Raw genomic sequence first — 16,051 nt, 5'->3', positions numbered from 1 at the left:
GAATTTTCGAAAGTTACTTTCGTTCAGTGAGAAGGGGTTCCGGATGACCGAGGACGCGGCGGACAGAGGGATCAGCCGACGGAGGCTGGGCAGTGGAATGCTGGCCCTGGGCGGGGCACTCGCCCTGGCGCCGATTCCGTTCGCGGAACGGGCGTCGGCCATGGAGTCGGGGGCGGGGTCGTCGGACATGCGCACAGGGATCACGGGGAGCGGCGCACCGGGGCACGGCAGGCCGACGCTGCGGCGCGGCCCGGCCGACCGCGCCGGGCTGCTCCAGGAACCCCTGGACCAACTGGTCGCCGACGCGGAGAAGTTCCTCGCCGCCTCCCCGAAGCACCCCTGGTACGCGGGTGCGGTGCTGCTCGCCGGGCGGGGCGGCACGGTGGCCCTGCACCGGCCGATCGGCAAGGCCGTGCGCTATGCGGCGTACGACGAGAAGTCCGACACCGGGGTGGAGTTCCCGCCGGACCAGCAGATCGCCATGGCCGAGGACACCGTCTTCGACCTGGCGTCGGTCTCGAAGCTGTTCACCTCGATCCTGGCCGTGCAGCAGATCGAGCGCGGGACGCTGGAGCTGGAGGCGAAGGTCGCCTCGTACCTCCCCGATTTCGCGGGCGGCGGCAAGCAGGACATCACGATCCGTCAGCTGCTCACGCACACCTCGGGCTTCCGCGCCTGGATCCCGCTGTACAAGGCGCCGACGAGGGAGGGAAAGCTCCAACTGCTGTGGAACGAGGTGCCGGCCAACCCGCCGGGCACGGTGTACCTCTACTCCGACCTCAACCTGATCTCGCTCCAGCTGGTCCTGGAGAAGATCACCGGCCGCAAGCAGGACGTCCTGCTCCGTGAGCAGATCACCGCCCCGCTCGGAATGCACCGCACCCGGTACAACCCCCCGGCCTCCTGGAAGCCGAAGATCGCCGCCACCGAGGACGCCCGGCTGCCCTGGTCCGGGCTGGACCGCGGGCTGGTCTGGGGCGAGGTGCACGACGAGAACGCGTACAGCCTGGACGGGGTCGCGGGCCATGCCGGGGTCTTCTCCTGCGCCTGGGACCTGGCGATCCTCGCCCGTACGCTGCTCAACGGCGGGGTCTACGGCCGCGCGCGGATCCTCTCCGCCGAATCGGTCGACCTGCTGTTCACCGACTTCAACACCGCGTTCCCCGGCGACGAGCACGGTCTCGGCTTCGAGCTCTACCAGCACTGGTACATGGGGGCGATGGCCACCCCGCGCACCGCGGGCCACACCGGTTTCACCGGCACCAGTCTCGTACTGGACCCGACGACCGACTCGTTCCTGATCGTTCTCGGCAACTCGGTCCACCCGGTGCGCAGTTGGCGCTCCGGAAGCGCACCACGCGTCGCCACGGCCAATCAGATGGCGCGCGCCGTCGCGGTCCGTCCCGCCCGTGGCCGTACGGCGTGGTTCTCCGGAATGGCGAGCGCCGCCTCGGCCACGCTCACCCTGCCGCCGCTGCGCATCACCTCCTCGCACGCCCGGCTGAGCTCGGCCCTGTGGTGGGACACCGAGCCCGGGTCCGACTTCCTCTTGCTGGAGGCGTCGGCGGACGCCGGGGCGACCTGGCAGCCGGTCCCCTTCACCACCGTCCCGACATCGCAAAAACCCCTCCCCGAGCCCGAACCGCACCCCACCGGCGCGGTCTCCGGCTGGTCCGGCCGGGTGTGGCACCGCCTGGACGCGGACCTCGCCGCCTGGCACGGCAAGGAGGTCCGGCTGAGGTGGCGGTACACGACGGACCAGCTGTACGTCGGGCGAGGGGCGTACGTGAACGCCGTCCGGGTCGAGGACGGCAACCGGACCCTCTTCGACGAGAGCCGGCCCGCCGACGCCGCGCGCATCGAGGCACTGGGCTGGACGGCGTCGACGGACTGAGCCCCACCCGGCCGTATCGGACAATGTCCCGATGAGCACATCACCACCGCGGAGCTGGGCACGCGCCGAACGCCTGGACGCCGACCGGACGGCAGCAGCCGTGCACGCCCTGACCGGTGTGCGGCTGGTGGTCGAGGGGCCCTGTCCGGGCGGTGAGGTCGGAGCCGCGTACGTGCGGTGGCCCGACGGCCGCCGTTCGGTCCTCAAGTCGCGGCCGGGCGCCCGGATCGAGGAGCTGCGAGCGGGTCCGCTGGCGGTGTGCGAGGTGCTGGGTGCCCGTGGATATCCGTGCCCCGCCACGGAGCTGGCCCTCCAGATGGGCGATGCGGTGGTACTGGTCCAGGAACTTCTGCCGGGCACACCGGTGGAGTTCCTGGACCACCGCGGGCTGGACCGGGCTCTCGCCCTCAACGCGTCGCAGGCCGGACTGCTGGCCGGGCACCCGCAGGTCCCCTCGATGAACCTGTACCTGCTCGACGACGGCCCCGGCTACTGCCTCCACGAACCACTGCGCCGGCACGGCCCGCGCGGCGCCGCCCTGGAGCGGCGGATCAGATCCGTCGGGGCCGATTGTCCTCGCCTGCTCGCCGGACACGACGTCGTGCACATGGACTTCCACCACGGCAACCTGCTCGGCGTGGACGGCACGGTCACGGGGGTCATCGACTGGGACGGCGCCGGACGCGGGGATCACCGGTTCGACCTGGTCACCCTGCGCTTCGGACTGCACGCGAAGGAACAGCCGCCGGGCGTCGTCCGTCGCCTGGACGACATCCTGGACGCCCTTCCCGAGGAGATCCTGCGTCCCTGCTGGGCCCATATGAGTCTGCGCATGACCGACTGGGCGATCCGGCACTTCGCCCCGGGCGAGGTCGAGCACTGGCTGGATCTGGCCGAACAGCGCCTGTGACGGATCCGGTCGGGCAGGACGCGCTGTAGGTTCCGGTGGTGATCTCCAGCTGGAAGAACGACCGAATAGGCAGTGCCCTGCGGGGCGAGAACCCGACCGTCATGCGCCGCCTGAGTGCGGGATTCGCCGCGATCGGAGACGTGCAGTTCCTGCCGGGGTACTCGGTGCTCCTGGTCGACGAACCAGGGGTGGAGCGCCTGTCCGAACTCCCAAGAGCCAGGCGGTCGGCATTCCTGTCCGACATGGACCGGCTCGGCGAAGCCGTCGAACGGGCCTGCCGCCGTGCGGACCCCGCGTTCCGCCGGGTGAACCTGGAGATCCTCGGCAACACCGACGGCTTCCTGCACGCCCATGTGTGGCCCCGCTACGAGTGGGAGCCGGACGATCTGGTGCGCATGCCCGTCTGGCTGTATCCCCAGGACAGGTGGAGCGACGGACGCTTCGCGCTCGGCCCCCGGCACGACGCGCTGCGGGCGGCGATCGGCGAGGAGCTGGACGGAGCTCCGACGGTGAGCTGACGGCCCGGCTCCGCGCCACCGGCAGAAGCCACCGCCGCGACACCCACAACAGGAGAATCATGGAGTCCACCGTCGAGGCGTCCGCGACCCGTCCGGCGCCCTTGCGGGTTCCGGCCTTCCGGCGGTTCGCGCTCGCCACTCTCGTCTCGGCGACCGGCTCCGCGATGGCGCCCCTCGCACTCGCCTACGCGGTGATCGGCCAGGGCGGCGGAGCAGGGGCGCTCGGTGTGGTGCTGGCGACCAATTCGGTGCCCACGATCGTCTTCACCGTCGTGGGCGGTGTTCTCGCGGACCGTCTGTCACGCAGCCGGATCCTGTTCCTGAGCAACCTGCTGGCCGCGGCCGGGCAGGGCGTGCTCGCGACACTCGTGGCCACCGGCCATGCGACAACCACTTCGATCGCCGGGTGCGGCTTCGTCTCCGGGATCGCCACAGCGTTCACGGCTCCGGCCGCGACGGGTGTCGTTGCGCAGATCGTCGCGGCCGAGCATCTGCAACGGGCCAACGCGCTGCTCCGGCTTCCGAGCAATGCCGTCAAGGTGCTCGGCCCTGTTGCCGGAGGGGTGATCGTCGCGGTCGGCGGGCCGGCCTGGGCCCTGTCCTGGGACGCGCTCAGCTTTCTCGTCGCGGCACTGCTCCTGCTCGGCCTGCGGCTGAGCGCCCCGGTCACGACGAGCAGCGCCCTGGCCGATCTGCGGGCCGGGTGGTCCGGATTCCGGTCGCGCACCTGGCTGTGGACGTACACCGCCGCCGGCACGGTGGTGGTCGCCGCGTGGCTGGCCGGGTTTCAGCTGCTCGGTCCGCTGACCGCGGCCGAGAGCTACGCGGGGGCGCGCTCCTGGGGGCTCGTCCAGGGCGCATTCGCGTTCGGGCTGTTCGCGGGGACGGTGGTGTGCCTGCGCTGGAAACCGTACCGTCTGCTGGCCGTCGCCGTGATCACCGGCGCCGGACTCTGTCTGCCACCGGCGGCACTCGGCCTCGGTCTGGCCCTGCCCTGGGTGCTGCTCGCCGCCGTGCTCGCGGGCGTCGGGCTGGATGTCGCCATCGTGTCGTGGAACACCGCGCTCCAACAGCACGTCCCCCAGGAGGAACTGGGCCGGATGAGCTCGTTCAACGGTGTCGGTGAGCGGATCGCCATCCCCCTCGGCTACCTCGTCACCGCCCTCGCCGCACATGCCTGGGCCGACCGGACCGTACTCCTGGTCTGTGCCGGTGCCATCGTGGCCACCACGGTCCTCAACCTCTGCGTACGGGACGTGTACCGCGTCAATCGCGCCTGAGCGTGCGGGCAGACGCGTACTGAAGAGCACGTCCGCCGTCTCAGGCCGGCCCGGAGTCGTCAGGCTGGATGCCTGCCCGGCGGGACACGTCCTCACTGTGCTCCAGGTGACTGCGCCCTTCTTCGCCGAGCTGCCCGATCACCCCGGCGAGCACCGTCTCGACGGTGGCCAGCGTCGGGACCATGCTGTCGTACGGCGAAGGCTCGGCGACATGACTGGGCAGGACGACATCGGAGAGGCCGGTCACCGGCGAGAGCCAGGCGTCGGTGAACAGGACGACCTTGCTTCCGCACTGCGCGGCCATCCCCGCGATGACGATCTTGTCCGGTTCGTAGCGCCGGTAGTCGAAGACCACGAGGACGTCCTGCCGCCCGAGACCCGCCAGGACGGCGGTCCGCTCCACGTCGCGGTCCGGCAGGATGACCACGTCCCCGCGCAGCTGCATGAGGTGCAGCCCCAGGTACTGCGCCAGCAGATGCGTGAACCGGCCGCCGACCAGGATGATGCGACGCTTGGGGTGGCAGAGCAGGGAGATCGCCGCCTGCACGTCGTGGGGTGGCAGTTCCCTCAACGTGCGGGCGACCTCGGAGCTGAACACGTCCGGTCCGCCCTCGGGGAGCGCCGTGTCCCGCCCCTCCTCGCCCGGAGCGCCGGGTGACGCGGCTCCGTATCCCCGTGTGCTGTAGAGCTGCAGAGGTGAGGCTCTGCGTTCCTCCAGTTCCCCCCGCAGCGCCGCCTGGAAGTCGGGAAACCCCTTGTAGCCGAGCCGGTTGACGAATCGGATCACCGTGGGCGCGCTCACCGTGGCGCGTTCGGCGAGCGTGGCCACCGTCTCGAAACCGGCCGCCGGGTAGCCGGCGAGGAGCACCCGGGCCACCTTGCGTTCGGCCGGGCTGAGGTCACCGAACCGTTGCCGGATCTCTTCGGCGAGTGAGGACATGGGCCGGGCGCCACCTTTCTGAAGGGGTTCAGGTTACGCGGACCGGCGTGCTCCGGGCATCCGGGTCGGCTGTCGTCGTGGAGCCGAGATTCGTGATCAGTGCCGCGAGCAGGGCGACCCGGTGCGGGACCGTCGTCACGTCCAGCCATTCCTCCGGGCTGTGGTCACCACCGCCGACCGGGCCGAGGCCGTCGAGCGTCGGCACCCCGGCTCCGGCGATGGTGTTGGCGTCGCCGACGCCACCGGTGGCAGCGGCCCCGAGGTCGAGGCCGAGCTCCGCCCCGGCCTCCCGGGCACGGGCGAACACGGCGCGGGCCGCCGGGGTGTCCTCCATGGCCGGGCATGTCTCCGTCTGCCGCACGGTGGCCCTGGTGCCCGGTACGGACAACTGGGCGGCGGCCACGACGATGGCCTGCCTGGCGTGCCGGATGCCCGATTCGGTCGAGGAGCGTACCTCCACGTGCAACTCGGCCTCGGGGCAGACGATGTTGATACGGCTGCCGGCCCGGATCATCCCCACATTGACCGTGACGTCGCCCCACCGTCCGTTCATCTCCTGGCAGGCGATGAGCAGATGAGCAGCGGCCAGCGCGGCGTTGGCTCCGCGTTCCGGTTCGATGCCGGCGTGTGCGGCCCGTCCCTCGACAGTGATCAGGAAGTCCGCCACGCCCTTGCGGGCGATGACGAGGTCGCCGTTCTCCCGGGCGCACTCCAGGCCCAGCCCGAAGTCGACGGCCCCGGCGAGCTCCGCGGTCACCCGGCGGCTGGCCGGGGAACCGATCTCCTCGTCGGGGGTGGCCAGGAAGACGATCTCCGCGAAGTCCGTCAGCCCGCGGCGCAGCAGGATCTCCACGGCGGTGAGGCCGGCCAGCAGGCCTCCCTTGTCGTCGCTGACTCCGGGGCCGTGGGCGAGCGGGCCGTCAAGGGTGAAGGGGCGCCGCGCCGCCGTCCCGTCGTCGAAGACGGTGTCCAGGTGTCCGGCGAGGAGGATGCGCCGTCCGCCCTGCTCGGCAGGGATCCGTCCGGGCAGCCGCCCCACCACCAGGTCACCGAAGCGCATGTCCCGGCCCGGGACCGTGACGGGCGTCCGGTCCACCTCGAACCCCAGGCCGGTCAGGCGCCGCCCGGTCCAGGTCGCGATGCGGTTGACTCCTTCGGGGCTGTACGAGCCGGAGTCGATGGACACCAGATGTTCCAGGTCCGCCAGGTAGCGGGGCTGGAGGGCGAAGGCGTCGGAGAGCAGCGGGGCCGCCCTGCCCCGCTTTCGTGCTTCGGGCATCACAGGACCTTCGACAGAAAGGTACGGGTGCGTTCCTGCCGGGGATCGCCGAGTACCTGCCGGGGGTCACCGGCCTCGACCACGACACCGCCGTCCATGAAGACGGCCGTGTCCGCGACCTCCCGGGCGAATCCGATCTCGTGCGTGACGACGACCATCGTCATCCCTTCCGCGGCCAACTGCCGCATCACGTCGAGCACTTCCCCGACAAGTTCCGGGTCCAGGGCCGACGTCGGTTCGTCGAAGAGCATCAGTTCGGGCTTCATCGCGAGCGCTCTGGCGATCGCGACGCGTTGCTGCTGGCCGCCGGACAACTGGGCCGGATAGCGCTCGGCACGGTCGGCGAGGCCGACCCGGTCCAGCAGCCGCAGGGCGTCGGTACGTGCCTCGGCCCTGGTGACGCCCGCGACCTTCACGGGCGCCTCCATGACGTTCTCCAGCGCCGTCATGTGCGGGAAGAGATTGAACCGCTGGAACACCATCCCGATGTTGCGGCGAGCGCGGGCGATCTCGCGTTCCTTCAGCTCGTACAGCCGGTCGCCCTGCTGCCGGTAGCCGACCGGGGCGCCGTCGACGGAGAGGCGGCCTCCGTCGATCTTCTCCAGATGGTTGATGCAGCGCAGGAACGTGGACTTCCCCGAGCCGGAGGGGCCCAGCAGGCAGCAGACGCGCCCACGTTCGACAGTCAGGTCGATGCCCCGGAGCACGGAGACCTTCCCGAAGTGTTTGCGCACGCCCTCGGCGTGCACCATCGGCGTTTCCACAGTCATCCCTTCGTGTCGGTCGATGCGGCGGGGACGGTCCGGGAGATCCGGAGTACGGCGCCCGTGACGAGGCGTCGCAGCGGCCCGGCGGCAGGGGTGGCGGGTGAGCTGCCACGGCCGTAGCGGCGCTCCAGCCAGGACTGTGGCAGGCCCAGTGCCGTGACGAGGATCAGGTACCAGATGCCGGCGACCACGAGCATGGGGACGACCTGGTAGTTCTGCGCGTACACGTCCTGGATGTTGGACATCAGGTCGTGGGCGGAGATCACCGAGACCAGAGCGGTCATCTTGAGCATGTTGATCGCCTCGTTCCCCAGCGGCGGGATGATGACCCGCATGGCCTGGGGCAGCACGATGCGCCGGGTGGTCAGGGCCGGGCGCATGCCTAGCGACTGGGCGGCCTCCGTCTGTCCCGCGTCGACGGACTGGATACCCGCGCGGACGATCTCGCTCGCGTACGCGGCCTCGTTCAGTCCCAGCGCCAGGAGTGCGGCGACGGCGGGGGTGAGCACCGTGTTGGTGTCCAGGTCCAGGAACGTGATGTGGGTGAACGGGATGCCGATCAGGATGTGTTTGTAGAGGGCGCCCGCGTATCCCCAGAAGATGATCTGGACCAGGAGCGGGGTGCCGCGGAAGACCGATACGAACGCGTTGGCCAGGACCCGGAGCACAGGGTTGGACGACAGGCGCATCACGGCCACGAGAACGCCCAGTCCGAGGCCGACGGCCATGGCTGCCGCGGTGAGCCACAGTGTGGTGGCCAGGCCGTCGAAGACGAGGTCGGCGAAGACGTAGTGCCCGACGATGTCCCAGTGCAGGTTCTCGTTCCCGGCAAGGGAGCCGATCAGGCCGACGAGGGCGGTGAGGGCTGCCGCGGCCGCCAGCCATCGGCCCCAGTACCGGATCGGTACGACGGTGAGACTCTTCTCGGCAACCGGTGCGATGACCTGGGCGCCGCGTAGGGACCCGGCCGGTGTGAGGGCGGCCATGTCAGGACACCGCCGCGTTCCTGGTGGCCTGCTTCACGGCGATGGAGGCGGCGCCGTACTTGTCGCAGATCTTGCCGAGCGTGCCGTCGTCGATGAGTGCCTGCAGGGCCTTCTGGATCGCTTCGGTCAGCCCGGGAAGCTGTTTGCTGACACCGATGCCGTTGGGTGTCGCCTCGTAGCCACCGCCCGCGGCGGGATCCTCGACCACTTCGAAGGCGCGGCCGCCGTCGGCGGTCTTCGCCGTCCAGCCGGCGCCGGGCTTCGTCACCAGATCGGCGACCACCTTCCCCGAGCGCAGGGCGAGTTGGGCGTCGGAATCCTTCGGGAACGTCTGGATGGAGACGGCGTCACTGCCCGCTTCGGCGCACTTGGACTGATGTGCCTTCAGCACTTCCAGCTGGTGGCTGGCCGCCTGGGTGCCGACCGACTTGCCGCAGAGATCGTCGAGCCGTGCGATCCGGTCCGGATTGCCCTTGACCACGAGGATTCCCGAGCCCGACACGGAGTAGTCCACGAAGTCCAGGACCCGCTGGCGCTCCCTGGTGTCGGTCATGGCCGACATGACCGCGTCGAACTTGCCGGCCTGGACGGCGGGCACGATGCCGTCGAACTTCTGGGCCGTGAAGGCGAATCGCACCCCCAGCTTGGCGCCGAGTGCCTGGCCGAGGTCGAAATCGAGCCCGGTGAGCTCGGGCCGCCCCTCGGCCTTGAACATGATGAACGGCGCATACGGTACGTCGGTCGCCACCCGGACCGTACCGCCGGCCCTGATGGCCGAGGGCAGGGAGGCGTGGAGTTTCGCGTCGCGGGTGACGTGCACGCCCGCGACGGCGACATCGCCGGTGGGAGCGGCGGCGTCATCGGCGGCGCCACCCTTTCCGCATGCGGACAGCGTGGACACTGCGATCAGCAGTGCGGTGGCCGCTACTGCGCGGCGGGCTGGGCGGGTAAGCAAGACGGACCCCTCTCGCGGAACTGCCGTGCGGTCGATTCAACCGCCGACCAGATGCCCGCACGTTACACGCAAGGTCCATTTTGGCCACACTGTAATTCTCGTAACAGGTTAATAACGGTCGTGCCGGGTGGCGAAATGAGCCGCTGTCCATGGGTTCACTGCCTTCCGGAGCAACCTTCGCGTCACACCTCGCATCGATGATTCGTTTCAGGATGCCGATCGCCAGGCACATGTGTAACGCGTTCGGCATGTGACACCCACAGCCACCCGGCCAGGTCAGTAGGTGTGGTCGGCGGAGAGGCGGAGGGTCCGTTCCGCCGTGGTCGCGCGAAGGGTGAGGAGAGTCTGGGTGAGCGCGTCCACGGTGACGAGGTGGGCGATCCGGCTGGCCGTGGTTTCCAGCCCGAAGACGAGGTCCTGCCCCCGGCGACGAGAGTGTGCGTACAGGTCTCACTCAGGGGCGACTGCGCATAGCTGGTGAGGCCGATGACCTCGGCGCCCGCGCGGCGGGCACGGCGGGCGGTGTCGACGGTACTGCGGGTGGCACCCGTGTGGCTGATGGCCAGGCAGACCGCACCCGGAGGCAGTTGGGCGGCGGCGAACTGGGCGGTGAGGGGGTCGACAGGGGCGTCGACGACGCACCCGAGGGCACGCAGGCGGTAGGCGGCGTCGGCGGCCACGGCGGCGGAGAGGCCGGCCGCCGCGACCACGACGCGGGGTGCGGCGTCCAGCGCGGTCGCCGCCGGTCGGCGGTCAGCGTGGTGGCGAGGTCGTCGAGGGCTTCGCGGGAGGCGTGGACCGTGTCGGCCAGGGCGCGTGCGGCCGGGTCGCCGTGGGGATCCGGCGCCGGTACGCGGGTGGGGCTCTGGCGCGCCGCCGCGATCTTCAGTTCCTGGTAACCACGGAAGCCGAGGCGTTGGCAGGCGCGGACGACCGATGACGGCGCCGTACCGGCCAGGGCGGCGACATCGCTGACGCCGAGCCGAACGAGGTCGGCCCCCTGATCGAGGATCACCCGCGCGACGCGGGCCTCGGTCTCGCGGAGCTCCGGCAGCTTGGCCCGTACGTGCGCGCCGAGCCGGTACTCGTCGGCGGAATTCTGTTCCATGTGATTAGAGCTGGAGCCCTTTCGCCATGCCTTCGTTCCTTCCTGCGGGCACAGCTGTGCCCGCAGCCGTGCTCACTGCCGCCGTTCTGCATGCCCTGTGGAACGCGATGGCCCACCGCATCACCGACAAACTGGTGGGTTTCACACTCATCAACCTCGCGTACACCGGCTGCGCGGCAGTCATGGTCTGTTTCACACCGATACCCGAGGCCGGGGCCTGGCCGTTCATCCTGGTCTCCGCCGCGCTGGAGGTGCTCTCCCAGCTCTTCCTCCTGCGCGCCTACCAGCTGGGGGACTTCGGCCAGATGTACCCCATCGCCCGTGGCACCGCGCCACTGCTCGTGGCGGTCGCCTCCGTGACCGTGCTGGGCCGGCCGCTCGCCGTCGCAGAAATGGCGGGGGTTCTGGTGATTTCCGCGGGTCTGGCCGGTCTGGCCTTCGCGGACGGGTGGCCCGGACGCGCCCAACTGCCCGCGCTCGCCGCGGCGGTGGCCACCGGAGTGGTCATCGCCGGTTACACAGTCGTCGACGGCACGGGCGTCCACCGCTCCCAGACCGTGATCGGCTACATCGCGTGGCTCTTCCTGTGCCAGGGCCCCGTCCTGCCGCTGCTGGCACTGGCCCGACGCGGCCGCCCCCTGTTCGCGCAGCTCAAGCCGGTCCGCGGGATCGGCCTGACAGGCGGTGCCGTCTCCTTGCTCGCCTACGGCCTCGTCATCTGGGCGCAGGCCCACGGCGACCTGGCGACCGTCGCCGCCCTGCGTGAAACCAGCATCCTCATCGCGGCGCTGATCGCCACCCTGCTCTTCCGCGAACGGTTCGGGCGGCTGCGTCTCACCGCCGGCGCGGCCGTCCTCGCCGGCATCGTCGTCCTCGAACTCGCCCATCCCTGAGCCGTCGGATACGCCCCTGCTACGCCGTCCGGCCCGCGACCGGCTGCCCAGCGCCGGCCGGTGCCGGGATCGCGGCGGTCGTACCGGTCGGCGCCGGGGCCGTGGACTCCCGTACGACCAGCCTCGGCCGGATGAGCAGTGACCGGCCGGCCGCCGGGGCCGAGTCGATCCGGGCCCGCAGCTGCTGGAAGGTCTCCGCGGCCATCTCCGGCAGCGGCTGGCGGACCGTGGTGAGCGGCGGTTCGAAGAGGTCGGCGAGGAGGATGTCGTCGAAGCCGACCACGGAGACGTCCTGTCCGGCGCTGCGCCCGGCGTCCTTGGCACCCCGGCAGATCCCGATCGCGCACATGTCGTTGATCGCGACGAACGCGGTGGGCGGGCGCGGGCCGCCGAGGAGCTCCCTGGCGGCGTTGCGTCCGAGTTCGGCCGCGTCCTTGTCACCGAACTCGGTGGCGTCCGCGCCGGGCCAGACGATCGCGTCGGCCGGGTCGAGACCGGCCGCCTCCAGGGCGGCCCGGAAGCCGCGCAGCCGTTCTCGGCGGTTGACGCTGTTGACCGAGCCGGAGACGAACGCCAGCCGGCGATGACCGAGTTCGATCAGATGACGGGTGGCGATCTCGGCACCCATCGCGTTGTCGACGCTGATGGAGGCCAGTGACGGCGGATCGCCCGCCTGCGCGGTGCGGTCGAAGGCGACCATCTTCAGCCCACGGCTCAGCAGCGGTGTCATGTGGTCGAGCGAGGGCAGCGAGGAGCAGAGCACCACTCCGCTCACCCCGTCCGCGAGCAGTTCCTCGCCGTACTTGAGCTCGCGGGCCGCGTCGCGCTCGCTGTTGCAGAGCAGTACGTGGTACCCCTCGGCGAGCGCGATGGCCTCCAGCTCCCGGGCGAGCGCCCCCCAGAAGGGGTTGGCCACCGACGGCACGATGAGGCCGATGACCTTGATGCGGCCGGTGCGCAGCATCCGGGCGGCTCGGTTGGGCCGGTAGCTGAGCTGCTCGATCACCTGCTCCACGCGGGCCAGCGTGGCCGCCTGCATACGGTCCGTCCGCCCGTTGAGGACGTTGGAGACCGTGCTCGCGGAGACCCCCGCGGCCTCCGCGACCTGATGGATCGTTACCCCGCTCATGCCACCTCCGGTTCGGAACTCGCTAGACCATACCAGTGTATCGATTTACTGAACTTCGTTTACCGGTACACCCGTTAACATCCCTGAAAATTCATGTGCATCAGCTGTTGACGTCGCTCTCACGACGTTCCTAGCATCAGTGCATCGATTTACCGGCACTTCCCAGCCATGGCTGGGTTCCATCGCTGGATCGATCCACAGCCTCCACCTCAAAAGGGGTGTTCCATGCAACTCAAAAGACGGTCGCTGCTTGCCGCCATCGGCGCCGGTACCGCTGCCGCCGCGCTCAGCGGGTGCGGAACCGGCACTTCGGCGGCAGGCTCCGCCGACGGTCCCGCCGAAGGTGAGATCACTCTGCTCACCCCGATCTACGAAGGTGCCGACGGCAAGACGCTGTTGGAGAAGGAGATACTCGGCGGCTTCCGGAAGAAGTACCCGGACGTCAAGGTGAACGTGGACTACACCACGTACGACCAGCTCAATGAGAAGATCACCACGGGGCTCGCGGGCGGTCTGCTGCCCGACGTGCTGATGATGGGCGTGGGCTGGATCCCGCCGTTCGCCGCGAAGAAGGCGATCGCGGAGCTGCCCGAGAAGTTCGCCACCGCGCACGACTACGAGGAGCGGGTGCTTGAGCCGTCCCGGTACGACGGCAAGCTGTACGCGCTGCCGGTCGTCCTCGACACCCGCATCGTCGTCTACCGCAAGGACCACTTCGCCGAGGCCGGCATCAAGAAGACCCCGGCGAACTGGGCCGAACTGCGCGCCGTGGCCAAGCAGCTGACCAAGAACGGCCGGGTCGGGTTCGACCCGTTCTCCATCCATCTGCGCCAGTGCTGGGAGACCTTCCTCTTCGCCAACGGTGGCCAGCTGTTCAGCGAGGACGGCAAGAAGGTGCTGTTCACCGACGCGCGCGGGGTCGAGGCGCTGCAGTTCTTCAAGGACCTGGTCAAGGACGGCTCCGCCGACTACGCCAAGAAGACGGACCTCGGCGCCCCGACCAACGTACAGACCGGCAAGGCGTCGATGATGATGACGTCCAGCGCGCTGTGGACCCAGGTCGGGGAACAGACGCCGGACCTGATCAAGGACGACAAGCTCGGAGCGTTCGTCCTCGCCAACCGCAAGCCCGCGATGCTCCAGGGCGGCACCCTCGTCACCCAGTCCGCCACTTCCAAGCACCCGGCAGCGGCCCGCGCTCTCGTCGAGTACCTCGCGACGCCCGAGTCGATCCTCGGTGCGGCCAAACAGCGCGGTTCGGTGCCTGGTCTCAAGGATCTCAACGACACCAGCTACGTGAAGGAGAACAAGTTCGTCGATCTTTCCCTGCAGAGCATGGGCCACGCGTGCTCGGAGGGCGGCACCACCGCCTGGATGGAGATCCGCGAGAAGATCAAGCCCACGCTGGAGCCCGCGATCGTGGGCAACCAGTCGGCGAAGGACGCCATCGCTGAACTCGGCCGGCTCGCCGAGGCCGCGATCGGCCGGATGTAAGGACCCGTCACTGTGGGAGCTACATCCGTATTGAAGGCGCGCCCCGCGCCGCCCTCCGCCCCGGCCGGGCACACGGTCACGAAGAAGCGCTCCGGCCGGGCCCCGACGGGGCCGGGGCGCCGCAGGCAGCGCGCCGGCATGCTGATGGTGGCGCCCGCGCTGCTGCATGCCTCGCTCTGGATCGGTCTGCCGGTCGTCGCATCGGTGGTCCTGGCCTTCACGAAGTACGACGTGCTGACGGCGCCGCAGTTCGTGGGTCTGGACAACTTCCGCGACATGCTGGACGACGCGGTGTTCCGCAAGTCCATCGTCAACACCGTCATCTACACCTTCTTCACCGTCCCGTTCGGCATGGCGCTGGGGCTGCTCGTGGCCCTGGCACTGCACACCGGTCTGAAGGCCAGGGGCATTTTCCGTACCGCGGTCTTCATTCCCCAGGTGACGGCCACCGTCGCGATCGCGCTGGTCTGGCTGTGGATCTACAACCCCGGCAACGGGCTGCTGAACACACTCCTGTCCTTCCTCGGGATCGACGGCCCGGCCTGGCTCTCGTCGACCTCGTGGGCGATGCCGTCGGTGATCCTGGTCGGCATCTGGCAGGGCATCGGCATGAAGATGCTCATCTACTTGGCCGCGCTGCAGTCCCTGCCGAAGGAGCTGTACGAAGCGGCTTCGGTGGACGGCGCGTCCAAGGTGCGCCAATTCTTCTCGATCACTCTGCCGCTGCTGAAACCCGCGACGTTCTTCGTCCTCATCACGTCGATGATCAGCGCGTTCCAGTCCTTCGACCAGATCTACATCCTGACCGACGGCGGCCCGGGCAACAGCACCACGATGATGACGTTCGAGATCTACAAGTCCGCCTTCCGGGAGTTCCGCATCGGGTACGCCTCCGCGCAGTCACTGGTGCTGTTCGTACTGCTGATGGGCTTCACCCTGGTCAACCGGCGGATCATGGGAGGCACCCGTGGCAACAACTGAGCTGCACGCGCCGCGGGCCACGAGCAAGTCCCGGCCGGTGAAGAACGGCAAGCCGCTCACCGCCGGCCGGGTCGCGCTCTACGTGACCCTCACCGTCGTCTCGCTGCTGATGGTGGTGCCGTTCGTCTGGATGGTGCTCACCTCGCTCAAGACCCCGGTGGAGATCGCCTCCCAGGACGCCGGACTGCTGCCGGAACACTGGGAGTTCGGGAACTACGTCGACGCGCTGAAGGCGGCGCCGTTCGCGACGTACGCGCGCAACAGCTTCATCATCGCCTTCAGTCACACCCTCATCAACGTGGTCGTGGCGTCGATGGCCGGGTACGCGCTGGCGCGGATCAAGTTCCGGGGCAGCGAGGTCATCTTCTACCTCTTCATCGCCGCGCTGATGATCCCCACATACACCAAGGTGCTGCCGGAGTTCCTGATCGTCCGCTTCATGCCGCTGGCCGGCGGGAACGACATCTTCGGCCAGGGCGGCAGCGGCTGGCTCGACTCCTGGTGGGCGCTGATCGTTCCCGGCGCCGTCACCCCGTTCGCGGTCTTCCTCTTCCGCCAGTTCTATCTGGACCTCCCGGTGGAACTGGAGGAGGCGGCCAGGCTCGACGGTCTCGGCGAGTTCCGGATCTACGCCCGGATCATGACGCCGCAGGTCAAACCCGCGCTCACCACCGTGGCGCTGCTGACCTTCGAGTCGTCGTGGAACAACTTCCTCTGGCCACTGCTGGTGACCCGCACGGACAGCCTGCGGGTGATCCAGGTGGGACTCTCCGTCTTCAAGACGGAGAACGGCCCCCAGTGGCACTTCCTGATGGCCGGCACCACGCTGGCCACCCTGCCCATGGTCATTCTCTTCCTCATCGGCCAGCGCTACTTCGTGCAGGGCTTCGCGACCGCCGGTCTCAAGTGACCGGCTC

The 16,051-nt window shown here is 69.4% G+C and carries 15 protein-coding genes and 1 pseudogene; 8 read left to right on the top strand and 8 right to left on the bottom strand.

Features of this window, described 5'->3' with window-relative positions; genetic code table 11:
* The first annotated feature begins 43 nt into the window (after positions 1-43).
* From OG842_RS36730 to OG842_RS36715, 4 genes are read left to right on the top strand one after another with little or no spacing between them, the layout of a single operon-like run.
* A complete protein-coding gene (locus OG842_RS36730) occupies positions 44-1,894 on the top strand; it encodes a serine hydrolase (protein ID WP_266734659.1) in 1,851 nt (616 codons plus the stop codon).
* A gap of 31 nt (positions 1,895-1,925) precedes the next feature.
* Positions 1,926-2,804, top strand: a complete 879-nt coding sequence (locus OG842_RS36725; RefSeq protein WP_266734660.1) for a phosphotransferase — start codon at positions 1,926-1,928, stop codon at positions 2,802-2,804.
* Between the two features lie 35 nt (positions 2,805-2,839).
* The gene (locus tag OG842_RS36720; protein WP_401876146.1) at positions 2,840-3,322 is read left to right on the top strand and encodes a diadenosine tetraphosphate hydrolase; all 483 of its coding nucleotides are present in this window, start codon (positions 2,840-2,842) and stop codon (positions 3,320-3,322) included.
* A gap of 59 nt (positions 3,323-3,381) precedes the next feature.
* Positions 3,382-4,602 carry an MFS transporter gene (locus tag OG842_RS36715; RefSeq protein ID WP_266734663.1) on the top strand — a complete coding sequence of 407 codons (1,221 nt, stop codon included), beginning with the start codon at positions 3,382-3,384 and terminating at the stop codon, positions 4,600-4,602.
* A gap of 40 nt (positions 4,603-4,642) precedes the next feature.
* On the opposite strand, the gene OG842_RS36710 is transcribed toward OG842_RS36715, so the two are convergent.
* From OG842_RS36710 to OG842_RS36680, 7 genes and pseudogenes are all read right to left on the bottom strand, one after another.
* Entirely contained in the window at positions 4,643-5,542 is a 900-nt protein-coding gene (locus OG842_RS36710; protein ID WP_266734665.1) for a MurR/RpiR family transcriptional regulator, read from the bottom strand.
* A 28-nt stretch (positions 5,543-5,570) separates the two neighbouring features.
* A complete protein-coding gene (locus OG842_RS36705; protein WP_266734666.1) occupies positions 5,571-6,821 on the bottom strand; it encodes a M20/M25/M40 family metallo-hydrolase in 1,251 nt (416 codons plus the stop codon).
* Positions 6,821-7,591, bottom strand: coding sequence for an amino acid ABC transporter ATP-binding protein (locus OG842_RS36700; RefSeq protein ID WP_323185838.1), 771 nt, complete (start codon positions 7,589-7,591; stop codon positions 6,821-6,823). The genes OG842_RS36705 and OG842_RS36700 overlap by 1 nt, the downstream gene beginning before the upstream one ends.
* Positions 7,588-8,574: an amino acid ABC transporter permease gene (locus tag OG842_RS36695; protein WP_266734668.1), complete on the bottom strand. Its 987-nt coding sequence runs from the start codon at positions 8,572-8,574 to the stop codon at positions 7,588-7,590. Before OG842_RS36695 ends, OG842_RS36700 begins: the two co-directional genes overlap by 4 nt.
* A gap of 1 nt (position 8,575) precedes the next feature.
* Positions 8,576-9,529 carry an ABC transporter substrate-binding protein gene (locus OG842_RS36690; protein WP_266734670.1) on the bottom strand — a complete coding sequence of 318 codons (954 nt, stop codon included), beginning with the start codon at positions 9,527-9,529 and terminating at the stop codon, positions 8,576-8,578.
* A 182-nt stretch (positions 9,530-9,711) separates the two neighbouring features.
* Positions 9,712-10,209, bottom strand: coding sequence for an SIS domain-containing protein (locus OG842_RS36685; RefSeq protein ID WP_266734671.1), 498 nt, complete (start codon positions 10,207-10,209; stop codon positions 9,712-9,714).
* 251 nt (positions 10,210-10,460) lie between these two features.
* Positions 10,461-10,637: pseudogene (locus OG842_RS36680) on the bottom strand (MurR/RpiR family transcriptional regulator); the annotation flags it as partial.
* A gap of 26 nt (positions 10,638-10,663) precedes the next feature.
* Here OG842_RS36680 and OG842_RS36675 point away from each other — a divergent pair.
* Positions 10,664-11,530, top strand: a complete 867-nt coding sequence (locus tag OG842_RS36675; RefSeq protein ID WP_266734672.1) for an EamA family transporter — start codon at positions 10,664-10,666, stop codon at positions 11,528-11,530.
* A 19-nt stretch (positions 11,531-11,549) separates the two neighbouring features.
* Here the strand turns inward: OG842_RS36675 and OG842_RS36670 are convergent, their stop codons facing one another.
* Entirely contained in the window at positions 11,550-12,659 is a 1,110-nt protein-coding gene (locus OG842_RS36670) for a LacI family DNA-binding transcriptional regulator (RefSeq protein ID WP_266734674.1), read from the bottom strand.
* 225 nt (positions 12,660-12,884) lie between these two features.
* Between OG842_RS36670 and OG842_RS36665 the strand changes: the two genes are divergently transcribed.
* The 3 genes from OG842_RS36665 to OG842_RS36655 are packed head-to-tail and all read left to right on the top strand — an operon-like array spanning position 12,885 to position 16,044.
* Entirely contained in the window at positions 12,885-14,153 is a 1,269-nt protein-coding gene (locus tag OG842_RS36665) for an ABC transporter substrate-binding protein (RefSeq protein WP_266734675.1), read from the top strand.
* Between the two features lie 12 nt (positions 14,154-14,165).
* A complete protein-coding gene (locus tag OG842_RS36660; RefSeq protein WP_266734676.1) occupies positions 14,166-15,134 on the top strand; it encodes a carbohydrate ABC transporter permease in 969 nt (322 codons plus the stop codon).
* Positions 15,121-16,044: a carbohydrate ABC transporter permease gene (locus tag OG842_RS36655; protein WP_266734677.1), complete on the top strand. Its 924-nt coding sequence runs from the start codon at positions 15,121-15,123 to the stop codon at positions 16,042-16,044. Before OG842_RS36660 ends, OG842_RS36655 begins: the two co-directional genes overlap by 14 nt.
* Positions 16,045-16,051 lie beyond the last annotated feature (7 nt).

This window comes from Streptomyces sp. NBC_00376 (genome assembly GCF_036077095.1).
In the GTDB taxonomy this organism is placed as follows: domain Bacteria; phylum Actinomycetota; class Actinomycetes; order Streptomycetales; family Streptomycetaceae; genus Streptomyces.
The sequence above is the reverse complement of the archived record's forward strand: the minus strand, read 5'-3'. Positions and strand labels throughout refer to the sequence as shown.